Source organism: Evansella halocellulosilytica (genome assembly GCF_002335745.1).
Classification (GTDB): Bacteria; Bacillota; Bacilli; order Bacillales; family Salisediminibacteriaceae; genus Bacillus_CA; species Bacillus_CA halocellulosilytica.
On the sequence record NZ_NIST01000001.1, the window covers coordinates 2,143,977 to 2,157,435 of the forward strand.

17 protein-coding genes are annotated in these 13,459 nt (G+C 37.4%); 15 read left to right on the top strand and 2 right to left on the bottom strand.

Annotated elements, in window-relative coordinates:
* The first annotated feature begins 102 nt into the window (after positions 1-102).
* From CD001_RS10210 to CD001_RS10275, 14 genes are all read left to right on the top strand, one after another.
* Positions 103-975 (top strand): AraC family transcriptional regulator, encoded by an 873-nt coding sequence (locus CD001_RS10210; protein WP_096187513.1) that lies wholly within the window; start codon positions 103-105, stop codon positions 973-975.
* A gap of 58 nt (positions 976-1,033) precedes the next feature.
* Positions 1,034-1,513, top strand: coding sequence for an ABC transporter permease (locus CD001_RS10215; protein WP_096187515.1), 480 nt, complete (start codon positions 1,034-1,036; stop codon positions 1,511-1,513).
* Between the two features lie 13 nt (positions 1,514-1,526).
* The gene (locus CD001_RS10220; protein WP_096187517.1) at positions 1,527-2,198 is read left to right on the top strand and encodes an ABC transporter ATP-binding protein; all 672 of its coding nucleotides are present in this window, start codon (positions 1,527-1,529) and stop codon (positions 2,196-2,198) included.
* A gap of 51 nt (positions 2,199-2,249) precedes the next feature.
* The gene (locus CD001_RS10225) at positions 2,250-2,609 is read left to right on the top strand and encodes a hypothetical protein (RefSeq protein ID WP_096187519.1); all 360 of its coding nucleotides are present in this window, start codon (positions 2,250-2,252) and stop codon (positions 2,607-2,609) included.
* Positions 2,610-3,289: 680 nt separating this feature from the next.
* On the top strand, positions 3,290-4,756 hold the full coding sequence (locus CD001_RS10230) for an Msr family ABC-F type ribosomal protection protein (RefSeq protein WP_096187521.1): 1,467 nt from the start codon (positions 3,290-3,292) through the stop codon (positions 4,754-4,756).
* Between the two features lie 233 nt (positions 4,757-4,989).
* Positions 4,990-5,457: a DUF4871 domain-containing protein gene (locus tag CD001_RS10235; RefSeq protein ID WP_096187523.1), complete on the top strand. Its 468-nt coding sequence runs from the start codon at positions 4,990-4,992 to the stop codon at positions 5,455-5,457.
* 93 nt (positions 5,458-5,550) lie between these two features.
* Positions 5,551-6,333: a MerR family transcriptional regulator gene (locus CD001_RS10240; protein WP_096187524.1), complete on the top strand. Its 783-nt coding sequence runs from the start codon at positions 5,551-5,553 to the stop codon at positions 6,331-6,333.
* A 672-nt stretch (positions 6,334-7,005) separates the two neighbouring features.
* Complete coding sequence (locus CD001_RS10245; RefSeq protein WP_142303573.1) at positions 7,006-7,314, top strand: hypothetical protein; 309 nt, start codon at positions 7,006-7,008, stop codon at positions 7,312-7,314.
* Positions 7,315-7,366: 52 nt separating this feature from the next.
* Entirely contained in the window at positions 7,367-8,248 is an 882-nt protein-coding gene (locus CD001_RS10250) for an SMP-30/gluconolactonase/LRE family protein (RefSeq protein ID WP_096187527.1), read from the top strand.
* A gap of 199 nt (positions 8,249-8,447) precedes the next feature.
* Positions 8,448-9,092 (top strand): YdbC family protein, encoded by a 645-nt coding sequence (locus tag CD001_RS10255; RefSeq protein ID WP_096187529.1) that lies wholly within the window; start codon positions 8,448-8,450, stop codon positions 9,090-9,092.
* A 78-nt stretch (positions 9,093-9,170) separates the two neighbouring features.
* Positions 9,171-9,602 (top strand): GNAT family N-acetyltransferase, encoded by a 432-nt coding sequence (locus CD001_RS10260; RefSeq protein ID WP_096187531.1) that lies wholly within the window; start codon positions 9,171-9,173, stop codon positions 9,600-9,602.
* 149 nt (positions 9,603-9,751) lie between these two features.
* Entirely contained in the window at positions 9,752-10,123 is a 372-nt protein-coding gene (locus tag CD001_RS10265; protein WP_096187532.1) for a VanZ family protein, read from the top strand.
* A 115-nt stretch (positions 10,124-10,238) separates the two neighbouring features.
* The gene (locus tag CD001_RS10270; protein ID WP_096187534.1) at positions 10,239-10,670 is read left to right on the top strand and encodes a hypothetical protein; all 432 of its coding nucleotides are present in this window, start codon (positions 10,239-10,241) and stop codon (positions 10,668-10,670) included.
* Positions 10,671-10,751: 81 nt separating this feature from the next.
* A complete protein-coding gene (locus CD001_RS10275) occupies positions 10,752-11,657 on the top strand; it encodes a phosphotransferase family protein (protein ID WP_096187536.1) in 906 nt (301 codons plus the stop codon).
* A gap of 41 nt (positions 11,658-11,698) precedes the next feature.
* On the opposite strand, the gene CD001_RS10280 is transcribed toward CD001_RS10275, so the two are convergent.
* A complete protein-coding gene (locus CD001_RS10280) occupies positions 11,699-11,944 on the bottom strand; it encodes a hypothetical protein (protein ID WP_096190552.1) in 246 nt (81 codons plus the stop codon).
* Positions 11,945-12,166: 222 nt separating this feature from the next.
* On the opposite strand from CD001_RS10280, the gene CD001_RS10285 reads away from it, so the two are divergent.
* On the top strand, positions 12,167-12,646 hold the full coding sequence (locus tag CD001_RS10285; protein ID WP_096187538.1) for a DinB family protein: 480 nt from the start codon (positions 12,167-12,169) through the stop codon (positions 12,644-12,646).
* A gap of 61 nt (positions 12,647-12,707) precedes the next feature.
* Here the strand turns inward: CD001_RS10285 and CD001_RS10290 are convergent, their stop codons facing one another.
* On the bottom strand, positions 12,708-13,403 hold the full coding sequence (locus CD001_RS10290; RefSeq protein ID WP_096187540.1) for an aspartate/glutamate racemase family protein: 696 nt from the start codon (positions 13,401-13,403) through the stop codon (positions 12,708-12,710).
* Between the last annotated feature and the right edge of the window lie 56 nt (positions 13,404-13,459).

Genomic DNA, 13,459 nt, shown 5'->3' on the forward strand with positions numbered 1-13,459 from the left:
ATAAGATATAATGAGGGGGAATCGGTCAGACAATTTTGTGCACGAAAAGTCGGATCAACTTTTTCAGGTCCTGATATTCTTTTGATAAAGGAGGTCATACACATGGATTTGCTTAAAAATGTGAATGGGGCAATTGAGTACATCGAAGAAAACCTTACGAATGATATTGACTTTAAAAAGGTAGCCAGTCTTGCTCTTTGCTCGGAATACCATTTTAAAAGGATGTTTTCCTTTCTTGCCGGTGTCTCACTATCAGAGTATATTCGTCGCAGACGTCTTACCCTAGCAGCTTTTGAACTGAAAGGTAATGAGGGAAGAATTATCGATGTCGCGATAAAATACGGGTATAATTCTGCTGACTCATTTGCGAGAGCGTTTCAAAAAATGCACGGGATTTCCCCTTCTGATGCAAGAGATAATGGCCAGTCACTTAAAGCTTATCCACGTATGACTTTCCAATTATCAATCGAAGGAGGAAATGAAATGAACTATCGAATTGAAGAAAAAGATGCATTCCGTATCGTCGGAATCATGAAAAGAGTTCCTATCATTTTTCACGGGGTGAATCCCGAAATTGCTGAAATGTGGAAGAGCTTAAGTGAGGAAGACTTTGAGAAACTTAAACAGTTATCGAATGTTGAACCAAGTGGACTGATCAGTGCATCCACAAATTTTTCTGAAGGAAGAATGGAGGAAAAAGGAGAGCTCGATCATTATATTGGTGCCGCGACAACGAAGGAGTGTCCAGATCATTTAACAAAACTTGAAGTCTCTGCTTCAACTTGGGCTGTATTTGAAGCTGTCGGTCCTTTTCCTGACACATTGCAAGACGTGTGGGGACGCATTTATTCCGAATGGTTTCCATCTTCAAACTATGAACAAGTAGAAGGACCGGAAATCCTCTGGAATGAAGACAAAGATTTAGAATCGCCAACGTTCAAAAGTGAAATATGGATTCCAGTCGTGAAAAAGTAATGACATAAAAGCCGAGTGGTGAGGGGGAAACCTCAATCCACTCGGCTTTTAACATGAGTTGTCGACCTGTTTCACAATATTAATTTTTGGCGGAACGATCATAGCGCTACTGTCTTCCATTGCAATTCGTGAACGGAAATATGAAATCGGTGTTTTACGTGCAATGGGTATGAAAAAGCATAAAGTCGCTCTCGGTCTTTGGTCAGAGATGCTGATCATTACTTGCCTCTGCTTAGTTGTCGGTTTGACTGCCGGTACGATCATTGCTCAACCTGTAACAGATGTATTACTTAATCATCAGATTGAAGCTGCTGAAGCATCGTCTCAGCCTTCAAGTCCAATGGGGGGCATGGTGATGGGAGGAAATATAATGAATTCAGATGCGGAGCCGCTTCAAGATATTCATATTTCACTTGGTTTTAATACGATGCTCCAAGTGATCGGAATCGGCTTGTTGCTGGCGTCGCTAGCTGCACTTATCTCAATTAGAAAAATTACACGATACGAACCAATAAAAATTCTCATGGAAAGAAATTAAGGAGGAATATCGGATGAGTGTTTTAGAAGTAAAAGACGTATCATACTGCTATGATGGAACGAAAAAGGATGTCCTAAAAGATATCAATGTAGCGTTCGATAACTGGAAGGTGTATACGATTGTCGGGAAATCCGGATCAGGAAAATCTACTTTATTGTCTCTCATTTCGGGATTAGATATATGTAAGAACGGAGAGATTTTGTACGGCGGTACGAGCTTGAAAAAAATCAACCGAGATGAATACCGTTCAAAAAGAATTGGTGTGATCTTTCAAGGGTTTAATTTATTGACGAATGCAACTGCTGTTGAAAACATCGTACTTTCGATGAACATTAGCGGCAGGAAAGAAAAGGACAAAAAAGCAACCGCATATGAACTCTTACAAAAGGTCGGTATTGATAAGGAAACGGCTGCACGAAAAATATTGAAGCTTTCAGGTGGGGAACAGCAACGGGTAGGTATTGCCCGTGCTTTATCTCACAATCCAGACGTTATTATTGCTGATGAACCGACTGGAAATTTGGACCGTGATACAGAAGCAGAAGTGTTAAAGATTTTGACCTCACTCGCCCACAATGAAGGGAAATGTGTCATCATCGTCACACACTCAAAGAAAGTAACATCGATTGCTGATGAGGTTTGGGGAATAAATGCCGGAAGGTTGTTGCAAATCGATAACAAATAGCAAATAGGTGTTTTAACATTTCAGACAAATCGTCCAGAAAGGCAGTTGAATATGAACAATAAAAAAATTTCAATCATTAGTGTTACGTTGTTCGGTCTTGCAGGCTTACTTTTCCTTTATACTGTATGGGGGATATACCATTCATACAAATATATAACAGAAATGATCGAATTAAATCAGTTGACAGTGAGCGGGAATGTGTACGATATTGTGACCTTCTATATGACGAATAGCGGACAATATGCAATTTTTTCGATCATCCTCTTTATACTAGGGTGGCTGTTACAAAATCAGTATATAGAACAGAAGAATAATAGAGAGCCGGTAGTGATAACTAAAGCTGAAGTTGATGATAATTCGACGGATGAAGAAGAGGATTTTGAGGTGTGGTTTAGAAATAACGAGCAGTGAGAAAGGCTTTTGAAAAGTAAGATATAGTCGTAGTAATCACTGGTTAGGTTTTACGCTAAAAAATTATTTATCTTATAAAAAATTTAATAATCTTCGAATATAGAAGTTATCCTGTAAAAATCTTGGATAATTCTAATGTAACTGACCATACCCAAACGGTACAAGGGGCTCTTGCCACGCGGTATGAGTACTATTGATCGAAGCGGTTTGTTGACTTTTCCGTGCAAGGATCTTATAATAGCATCTGATATTAAACGATAAATTTAAGGAGGATTATTAAAAAATGTTACCATCCAGAATTCGATTCCGAACTTTGAACTCGTTAATTTAATACGTTCAAAGGCTCTGCTTGTGGATGCAGAGTAAACGGGATCAGTCTGTCCTTTTTTAATAATCTTCATACTCATTATATTATGTACAATGTGGAGAAAGGCGGCTCGTTCTGCCTTTCTTTATTTTTATTTGAATTGAATTTACAAAAGCAGGTTATTTCTTGATCATAATATTCCGGGTCGTGATGAATACTCTGCTTTAGAAAAAAATTTATGTGACAGTTCCTGAGCTTTTTCCTTATTCAAATATAGATAGGTTTACTTCCGTTTACTCTCGAGCACAGGCAGATTTGCCTGTGATTTTTTAATTTCAAGATTTTATTCAAAATAAACTGGAGGTAATGAGTAATGGAAAGGGTATTAATAGAATTGGAAAAAGTTGAACTTTCACTTTTAGATAAAGTGATATTAGATATTCCGCGGCTCGCGATTCATCAATTTGATCGGATCGGGATCGTTGGGAAAAATGGTGCTGGAAAAAGTACGTTATTAAAGCTGATCGATGGAAAAATAAAACCAAATAAAGGTCAAATCCATCGTTCTACTAGCTTTGCCTATTTTGATCAACTCGAGTCACCGATTGAAAAAGAGGCAGATTATGAAATGTTGGGCAAACTTTCGGTACCCCAAAGAGGCGTTGAACATTTAAGCGGTGGTGAACAAACACGGATGAAGTTAGCCCAATTGTTTTCCGAATACCATGAAGGGTTATTAATCGATGAGCCGACGACTCATCTCGATGCATCAGGTACTCAATTTTTCATCGATGAATTGATGTATTATTATGGTGCGCTTGTTCTCGTCAGCCATGACCGATATGTGTTAGATCAACTCGTTACGAAAATTTGGGAAGTGGAAGACGGGACAGTAAAGGAATATACAGGAAATTATTCAGAGTATGTCACTCAAAAAGAGCTTGAACGAAAACAGCAGCAAGAGCAGCACGAAAAGTATGTAAAAGAAAAGAACCGCCTTTTTAAAGCAGCTGAGGAAAAGAAGAAAAAGGCGGAGAAAATTACGCAAGCAAGTGGCAGCATGTCAAAAAAGGACACGAAAGCGACAGCAAATCGAATGTTTATGACGAAATCAAAGGGAACGAGTGAAAAATCCGTTCATCGAGCAGCGAAAGGACTGGAGCAGCGAATCGAACAGCTTGAAGTTGTCGAAGCACCTGAAAAGGAACAAACAATTCGTTTTCAACAGCCAGTTGCTCTTAAGCTGCACAATAAGTTTCCGATTATGGCCGATCGATTAACGCTGAATGCCGGAGATAATGTGATTTTAAACGAAGCAAGCTTTCAATTTCCATTAGGCAGTACGATTGCGATAACTGGAGAAAACGGTGCAGGAAAAACAACACTTCTTCGTTACATTAAGGAGCATGGAGAAGGTATTACGATTTCTCCGAAGGCTGTCATTGGCTCATATGAACAAATGGGATACCAATTTAAGAAAGACAAAACGGTTCTAGACTATATGAAGGAAAACAGTGACTATGATGAAAGTAAAATCCGTGCATGCTTACATGCAATGAATTTTACCGGAAACGATATTCGGAAAAAAGTTAGGAATCTAAGCGGTGGAGAGGCAATCCGTCTCGTGTTGTGTCAACTTTTTTTAGGAAGGTACAATATACTCATTTTAGATGAACCGACAAATTTTTTAGACGTCTTTTGTATTGAAGCGTTGGAGAAGTTTTTGACAGCATATGAAGGAACAGTGCTCTTAGTCTCACATGATCGTACGTTTATTGACCGAGTTGCCGATCATATTTATGTCATTGAAGACAAACAGCTTAAATTAAAAAAATCTTAAAAGGTAACGGTTGAATCAGAACTTAGATCGCATGAATTTCCAGGTCGGAAACTTCATGCGATTGTTTTAGATTTTTAGTTAAAACCTTTTTAGAAATAAAGGTGTTTGGAAAATGTTGCTAGAATAAAAGAGTATTAACGTTGTAAATCAGTACTAGAAGAAGCGATTTTAGTTTTGACTCTGATTATCAAATAGACTCAATAATAGATTCTATAAAAAGGTGGAATGAAACGGTGGTTAAGCACATCTTTTCTACAATAATTGTATTAGCTTTTTTGGTAGGGTGTACAGATGAAGAGTCAAGTAACACCAAAGAGGAAAACGATAAGTGGGAACGATCTCCAACTTTTGTTTCTGCAAATAGGGAGATGGTGGGCATAGAAGGAAAAGTAGGATTACTTGGTGGGGACTTCGTTGCTAATGAAGAATCCAAGCAGATGTGGCATTTTTGGGGAGATAGCGAATTCCTCTTTGAGAATTATTTTATTGTAGAAGCCACTCATGAAGATACGGATATAGTCATTGATTTATTTAGATTAACCCCCTCAGGTCCAAACAATGGAGCTGATGCTCATCAACCATCTAGTATAGAACTCCCTGAAACAGGGGGATGGAAACTTGACGTTTATTTTTATGATAAACATGAAAACGATCCTGATGAGAAAGGTTTATTCGAAACGATCGTTATTGAAGTTAAGTAAGGTTATGGATGTTATTCTTATGCCCCCACCTTGCGCCCTCCGTTACGTCATCAGTTAACATGAATTTAACTCTAATACGAAAGGGTGTTGTAAATGAAAGATATGACTTATACGATTAGTGAATTTGCCCGGCGAACGGGGTTGACGGTTAGGACTCTTCGCTTTTATGAAGAAGTGAATTTGCTAGTACCGAAAAATTTTAATGATGCAGGCCATCGTCTTTATGGGATCGATGAACTTAAGACATTACAACAAATTCAATCATTGAAGTTTATCGGGTATTCTTTACAAGAAATTCAACAGCTCCTACGAGAGTCAACTCCTTACTCCGAGTCATTTGAAAAGTCACTTTCTATGCAGCATAAATTGTTAACAGAAAAGAGAGATGAAATAGACAGAGCAAGAAATGCGGTCGAAACGATGCAGGTTCTTTTACAACAAGGCCACGAGCTCAATTGGTCAATTGTAAGTCCATTACTACACAGTATGAAGAACGAAGAAGAGCATAAAGAATGGATGAAAGAATACTTCTCAGAGGATTTTGTGAATAACGTGTATAACCTTTCAAAAGAAGAAAGACAATCTCTTGATATTGAATGGGTTAATTTATTAGCAAAGCTTAAAACACTTGTGAAAAATAATGTCTCACCACAGTCTGATGAAGCGAAAGCTGTTCTACTTGAATTAATAGATCTTGTTTTCAAATATGTTGATAAAGAAGAATTTACAAAAGGGTTAGAGGAAAATTATGAGGAAATAAGTAAGGATATGGACGATTTTCGTTTCCCAAACTTTTTTACCGAGGAAGAAGAACAATTTTTAGATAGCATATCAAAGGCGTTTGAAGAGGGAAGCCAGAATCAAAAGGATGAATAAGTCCAACGAGTGCAAATTAATGGTGTTTCATTAGTACAATAAAGATAGGTGAAAAGCGTCTCTATGTAGAGGCGCTTTTTACAATTCATAAAAATTAAAAGGATAAGAATGTTAAAATTAAAATAGATTTTTGGGAGGGATCACGTGCGACACTTTACTAAAAAAAGGTTCACCATATTGCTTCTTTCCACTTTCCTTCTTGTCTTTTAAGAGGTAATAGTACCGTCAAGAGGAGATTTTGGGCTCCTTGGTGGTAGGAAAAGTCGTAATAGAGCCGTCAAGAAGAGATTATGAGCCTCCAGAGAGCTTTACTTCAAGAAGGAAGTAAGGTTTTTTTATAGAAGTATTGGGTGAATCATTAAAGTGAAAATAAGAATTGGAAATCGTTATATTTATAAGCTGCTAAGAATTTAGAAACGTTTAAAAAATAAAAACGTCGATTTTAAATAGAAGGGATAAAATTCCAGATTACTTTATCCCATCAATAACGTTTCTTAAGGAGGTAAGCTTATAAAAAGGTTAGTAATCATATTACTACTTATTACTGTCACTATATTGGCTAGCTGCTATGGAGAGGAAGAAGATGGAATTCAAGAAGGTAAAACGAAATTACCTTTTCCTGAGGTCATTGTAGGTACAAGCAATATCCCAATTGTTCAAGGAGGGTATTGTTTGTATAAAAGCGAGGATGACAGAGATTGGAACGAATGTGCTGACGCTCCTTCTATACCACAAATTTTAGAGGGAAAGAGACCTACTGTAGTATCAAAAAATACCGATATATCTATCAACTTTGTATCCTCCGATAAGCCAAGTGATGTATACATCACTCAAATGAAACAAAATGAAGATAAAGTCTCTAATCAAGAATTAGAAACCCCTTCAGAACCAGGAATTTATTATTATGACATTTTTGTAAGGTGGGATGATCATCATCTTAATGCTGATTCATCATATGCCTTCGTGATTGAAATTAAGTAGCATTAGTATTTTTTGACGACGAAGTAAAAAACTGTTTTTTGGGGTGATTTGTTTGTTAACGGAAGTAGAGTTCGTTTTAGATGCCCGAGCAACATTAGGTGAAGGACCTTGCTGGAATCCAGAACTACAGTCGTTGTATTGGGTTGACATTATCGAAAATAAAGTATGTATTTTTGACCCAAAGATGAACAAAAATCGAGAAATTCAGTTCGAGCAGCATGTTAGTGCTGTCGTTCCAAAGAGCTGGAACAAAGCGGTTGTCACTTTAGAAGATGGTTTTTATGAATTACACTTGCAAACAGAAACTCTCTCTTTAATTCGTGAAATCGAGAGCCGATTCCCGAATAATCGATTTAACGATGGAAAGTGTGACGCTTATGGACGTTTTTGGGCAGGTACGATGAATAAAGTTAATCCTCATGAGAAACAGGGAGCGCTATATTGTTTGGATACGGATAGGACTGTAACGATGAAACTAAATAAGGTCGGTATTTCAAATGGGATTGCCTGGTCGAAAGATAATCAGTATATGTATTACATCGATACACTTACTCAAAAAGTAGTACGCTATCGCTTTCACATTCAATTTGGGGAAATCGAACATCCTGTTGAGATTATAAGTTTTGCTGAAGAAGAAGGATTTCCTGATGGGATGACAATTGATGAAGAAGGTATGCTCTGGATCGCCCATTGGGGAGGCTCGAAAGTATCACGGTGGAATCCGGACTCTGGAGAAAAATTAACTGCAATTGACGTCCCTGCTTTAAATGTTACTTCTTGTACATTCGGAGGACCTGATTTATCTGATTTATACGTTACGACGGCCAGGGATGGGATGAACGAGAGTCAACTGGAGAAATATCCTTATTCCGGAGGATTGTTTAAAATAAAAACAGGGGTTAAAGGAACGTCGGCATGTTTTTATAAAGGTTAATATGTGCGGACACTCGATACGCTAAATGACACTAATACGGTGGTTTATAAGAGTTGACGGCGAGGAGATACGCTATTCGCTTATAAGAGTACAACTTTTGAGTGGTTTTTGTAAAATAGCGAATTCATTGTCCACTGCTACAACAGGAGTAGATATGAGGTAATAACGAACTCCATGTCCGCCAAAAGAAAAGAGGTAAATGGTGATTATTAAACGAATTACGTGCGATGTAAAAGAGGATCAAAAGCTGGAATTCTATGAATATCAAAAACAATGGAAGCCTCTAAGTGATGTTCAAGGTTTCTTAGGTCAAATTGGAGGTTGGAATAAAAAAGATCCTCTTAAAGCTTGTATTTATTCATTTTGGCAGAGTGAAACAGATTATCAACATTTCATGAGAGAGATCCATGACGATATGTTTGTCAGTTCAGGGCAAGAAGAAACGTACCATTCCATTAATGTAAACTTATTTCAAGAACAGTTGAGTCTTCCTGGCTCTGAAAACAATATTGTACCTATTTTAAGGAGTAGTCGCTATTGTCGTATTGCCTTACCTGAAGTGAGAGAAGAGAAAGTCAAGCACTTTGTTGACATGCAAAAAAATGTTTGGAATTTTGGTATGAAAAAATGTAATGGCATGCTTGGTGGAACATTTGCATGCGCACTCAATGATAGAAGTAACTTTCTAGTTTTTTCAGGCTGGAAGACAAAAGATGACCATCAAAAATATATGGAGGATCATTTCCCTGATTTATTCAAAAACGCTAGTCCTCATAATGATGTTTTGAACCTTAAAGGAGAACAATTTGAAGTGGAAGAAGCATGGGTTGTTTTACCTACTTGATTTTTTACTGACTGAGGCCTTACTTAAAGAAAGAAGTAAGGTCTTTTTTTGAGAAGGCTGCAAAAAGGAGGATAAACAATGAATATTAGGGACGTTAACATGGAGGATATACCTGACGTCGTTCCTTTAATGGAGCAACTTGGTTATCCTGCCTCAGTTGAACAATTAAGAAACAGGTTTACAAAAATAATAGCGAATAAAAGCTACCACACTTTCATTGCAGATCTCGATGGGAAGATTGTAGCGTTGGCAGGATTATGTACAAGTATTTTCTATGAGCATGATGGTTATTATGTTCGTATTGTCGCTTTTGTTGTAGATGAAAATTATCGTGGAAAAGGGATAGGAAAACAACTTCTGCAAAAGGTAGAAGAATGGGCAAAAGAGCAAGGCGCTATTGCGATTTCATTAAACACAGGAACTCGTGAAGAAAGACAAGGAGCACACCAATTTTATATGAGCATGGGATTCGAACCGAAAAGTATCGGATTTAGTAAGGAAATAGAGTAAAAGGAGATCTAGCAATTGATAGACTAAGAATTTTTTCACGATTTTGCAACACTATTTCTCATCATTTATGTCATTTATGATCTCATTCGTAATAGAAGAAAGCAACGTTCGCTACTAAAAAGATTCGTTTTTACAGCTTTATTTATTACATGATTAACGTTATAAAATTTACGATATTCCCAATTATGTTTATACCATTTGATTTATCGGTTCAATTTGTTCCATTTTACTTTGTTATAGATTCTTTTAAGAGCGGCTATGTTGCGAGAGCATATATTGAAAACTTTATCTTATTACTACCTTTAGGACTGTATGTGCCACTTTTATTTGAGCGTTTTGGGAAAGCACAGATAACGATTTTTATGGCATTTTTAGTAAGTACATCGATCGAGACTTTACAATTAATGATCGGTTTAACAGTTGGGTCCTATCGAACTTTTAATGTTGATGACATCACTTTGAACATAGCAGGGCCAAGTATTGGGTATTACACATTTTTAACGTGCTTTCTATCATTATAAAAGATATAATATTCATTTTCTAAAATGGGCACGCTAACTCGCTTTATCCGTGAAACGACTACATAAATATTTGTTTGTATGAAGGGGCAAATTAGCGACAGAGGTGATCATTCAGATGAAAAAGTACTTTATTCTAATATTAATGTTAATCACTCTGTCGATTCCATTGACCGTTCATGCTCAACCGGAAACATGCCCAAATGTAAATGAATTAGAGAAAGTTACGATAGACGATAAAGACGGTTTTTTAAAAGCATTAGAAACAATTATTCCAGAAACATATGAAAAAGGTGATATGGCAGACAAGTACTCGGAGTGGCGGATAAGAACTGCTCTTCCTTTTCCAAAAACTGTGGGGATTGAAACGGATGAAATTTATTATGAAATGGCTAAAAACTTTTGTGGGAATGAGGTTGCGGATAAATCTTGGTTAGCAAGGATCTACTTCCCAAAATGGGAGGGGATAAGTGTCAGTGCATCAGAGGGGCAAATTTTCCTCGCAAAAAGTACAGAAAAAGGTTGGTTTGTTTGGTTTAGATACCATTAACTTTTTTCAACTTCTTGTAGGGATAAGTACAATAAGAACCGAAATGAGAGAATCAGGTGGTTCTCATGAGGAGGGAGGAGAATGGCAAATAAGAATAAAAGTGTGAAATTTAAAAAAGTTGTTCAGCGTATGAATTCCGAAAGTGAACTGCTTCGATCATGGGAAATGACTGGAGGTATTTCTGCTACGGTAACTGGAATTGAAGTTTTACGATCAAATGGAGAGGTGCAAAAATTGGTCGTACGTCAGCATGGGGAAGTTGACTTGCAAGGAAATCCGCTTGCTGCAGTAGCTGAATATAAGCTGCTACAACTACTAAAAACTGCGAGGGTTCCTGTACCGACTCCTTATGATTATGATCAAACAGGTGATATTCTTTCTTCACCGTATGTAGTAATTGAATTTATCGAAGGTGAGACAGTTTTCTCGCCATCAAATATACACTTATATATAGAACAGTTAGCCGCAATGTTAGTAAAGCTGCATCGTGTCGATCTGACGAGCTGGGATCTGTCTTATTTGCCAAAACAAGATAAAGTGTTGCTAACACTCATTCGTAAAGCAGAAGCAAATTATGAAAATTTGAAAAGTGAATTAAAAACCTTTTTGTCCATTAAATCGAATACGAATAAAAACGTCATCCTTCATGGCGATTTTTGGCCAGGAAATACGTTGTGGAAAGATGAAAAACTGGTAGCTGTTATCGACTGGGAAGATGCCGCAATAGGTGACCCACTTTTTGATGTCGCGAATGCGCGCTTAGAATTATTATGGGCATTTGACGATGAGGCAATGAAAAAATTTACGACATTGTATCAGTTTTTTATGCCAACTGTTGATTTCACGAATTTGCCCTATTGGGATTTATTCGCAGCGTTACGTCATGCAAGGTTTCCGGAGTGGGGATTGGAAAAGAGCATCGAAAGTGCAATGAGGGAAAAACATCAATGGTTTATTGATCAAGCTTTTAATACGATTCAAGGATAAAGCTGTTTGAGATTATGCTAAACCTCAAACAGCGCTAATCGTTAATACATCTTAGGGTAGTATGGTCCTCTAAATGGCCTCCACCAAGCTTCGACCGTGTTCCATGCTGTTTGAAAGTCTTGTCCTCTCCCCATCAAGTATCCGATTGCCACAGCTTCTCTTAATGCATGTTCAAAGCCTAGGTGCTGTGCCTCTCTTAGTCCATGGCTAACTGCAGGCTCTATAATCGAAAGTGTTTCTTGCGCTTCGTGGTGATGATGTGGATGGTGATGATGATGGTTATTCATATAAATCACGCCTTTCATTTGTAATCATGGCTCTATTCCTTTTTAATGTATGATTAGGTGGGTATTTGTGGAATAGGCAGGCGTCTGTTTTTTATACGAAAAGAACTTTGAAAACTTATAGCCAATCGTTATAACGTCAACTAAGGCTTTTGCCATTAAGACTGGGAAATAAGCTAAGTTTTGTTTATAGGAGATAAAAAATTATTTTAAAGGAGTGCTTGTATGACCCATGTTCATGAGCTTTTATCTGATCAACTGTTAGCAAATGCAAATGACCCTAGTTTTTACCTTCCTTTTTCGCATTCTGTCGAAAACTTGACAGATGAAGAAGCGTTTTGGAAGCCAACGAAAGAGTGCCATTGTATCGCGGAAATTGTTCAACATCTACTTTATTGGAATGAGACGTGGCAAAGAAGGTTTACAGAGTCTAGTTTTCATGCTGTTCAATCGCCAGAAAATAATGACGAGAGTTTTAATGTTTCGGAAAACGTATCGTTCAAGGAATTAAAAGAGAGATTGCTAGAGGTGCTGCTAAATTGGCAAAATATCTTATCAGAAGAAAGAGTACAGCAAGATGTAAATGATTTTCCTGTACAGGCAAAATGGTGGGAAATACTTGGGAATATTACGACTCATAATGCGTATCATATCGGACAAATTATTTATATTCGTAAGCTGCAACAAAATTGGAAAAATGATTAAGGATCATACACCTGCCCCTCCTTGCACGAAGATTTATGTGAGGAGGGGCAGAACCTTTTCCTTATTGATCATTCAATGCAAACGAAGCAGCTGCTTTTGAATGTAGCAGAGTCGTATCAAATAAAGGCAGTGATGTATCTTCCTGCTTAATGAGGAGGGGAATTTCTGTACATCCTAAAATGACTCCTTGTGCCCCCATATTTTTCAACCTTTCAAGAATACGTAAATATGCTTGTTTAGAGCTTTCTTTTACGATACCTTGACATAACTCTTCATAAATGACGTTGTGGATCACTTGACGATCGTCATCTGTTGGAATGATGACATCAATACCGTAGTTGTTTAAACGCTCTTTATAAAAATCTTGTTCCATCGTAAAATTTGTACCGATTAAACCAACAGACGTTACCTCTTGTTCCTTCATTTTCATAGCTGTTGCATCGGCAATGTGAATGAGCGGGACGTTAATTCCGTTTTCAACTTCTTCAGCCATTTTATGCATCGTATTCGTACAAATAACGATAGCTTCAGCTCCGCCTTTTTCCAGTGTTTTTGCAGTATCCACCATATATTTAGTTGCCTTCTCCCACTCACCATTATGTTGTAACTCAACCATTTCAGCAAAATTAAACGAATACATTAAGCACTTGGCAGAATGTAATCCCCCTAATTTCTCTTTCACAAACGTATTGATATACCTGTAGTATTCCAAGGATGATTCCCAGCTTAGTCCTCCGATCAAACCAATGGTTTTCATACCGATTCCTCCTTCTTTTTTATGGATCATATCATGCTATACTGGTATATAATAGA